A 314-nucleotide genomic window follows, 5' to 3' on the forward strand; every position below is an offset into this window, starting at 1 on the left:
CTCAGAGATGATGAGGTTGATAGGTTCGGGGTGGAAGCGTGGCGACACGTGGAGCTGACGAATACTAATCGATCGAGGGCTTAACCTAAAACATATTGGAATACGTTGCGAGTGCTATCTAGTTTTCAGGGAATGAAAAAAATTCCTTGATTTTCTTTCAAGCATATAGTAATATATATCTTGTCCTTGGTTAAACACTTTGTGGTGGATTCAACCATTGATTAGTCTGGTGATGAAGGCGAAGAGGTCACACCCGTTCCCATGCCGAACACGGAAGTTAAGCTCTTCAGCGCCGATGGTAGTTGGGGGCTCTC

2 rRNA genes are annotated in these 314 nt (G+C 44.9%); both read left to right on the forward strand.

Annotated elements, in window-relative coordinates:
* Positions 1–88 (forward strand): 23S ribosomal RNA (locus tag ACXAHI_RS21045); the annotation flags it as partial.
* Positions 89–225: 137 nt separating this feature from the next.
* A 5S ribosomal RNA gene (rrf, locus tag ACXAHI_RS21050) occupies positions 226–314 on the forward strand; the annotation flags it as partial.

It is taken from the genome of Anaerobacillus sp. ABD4_527 (assembly GCF_056160805.1).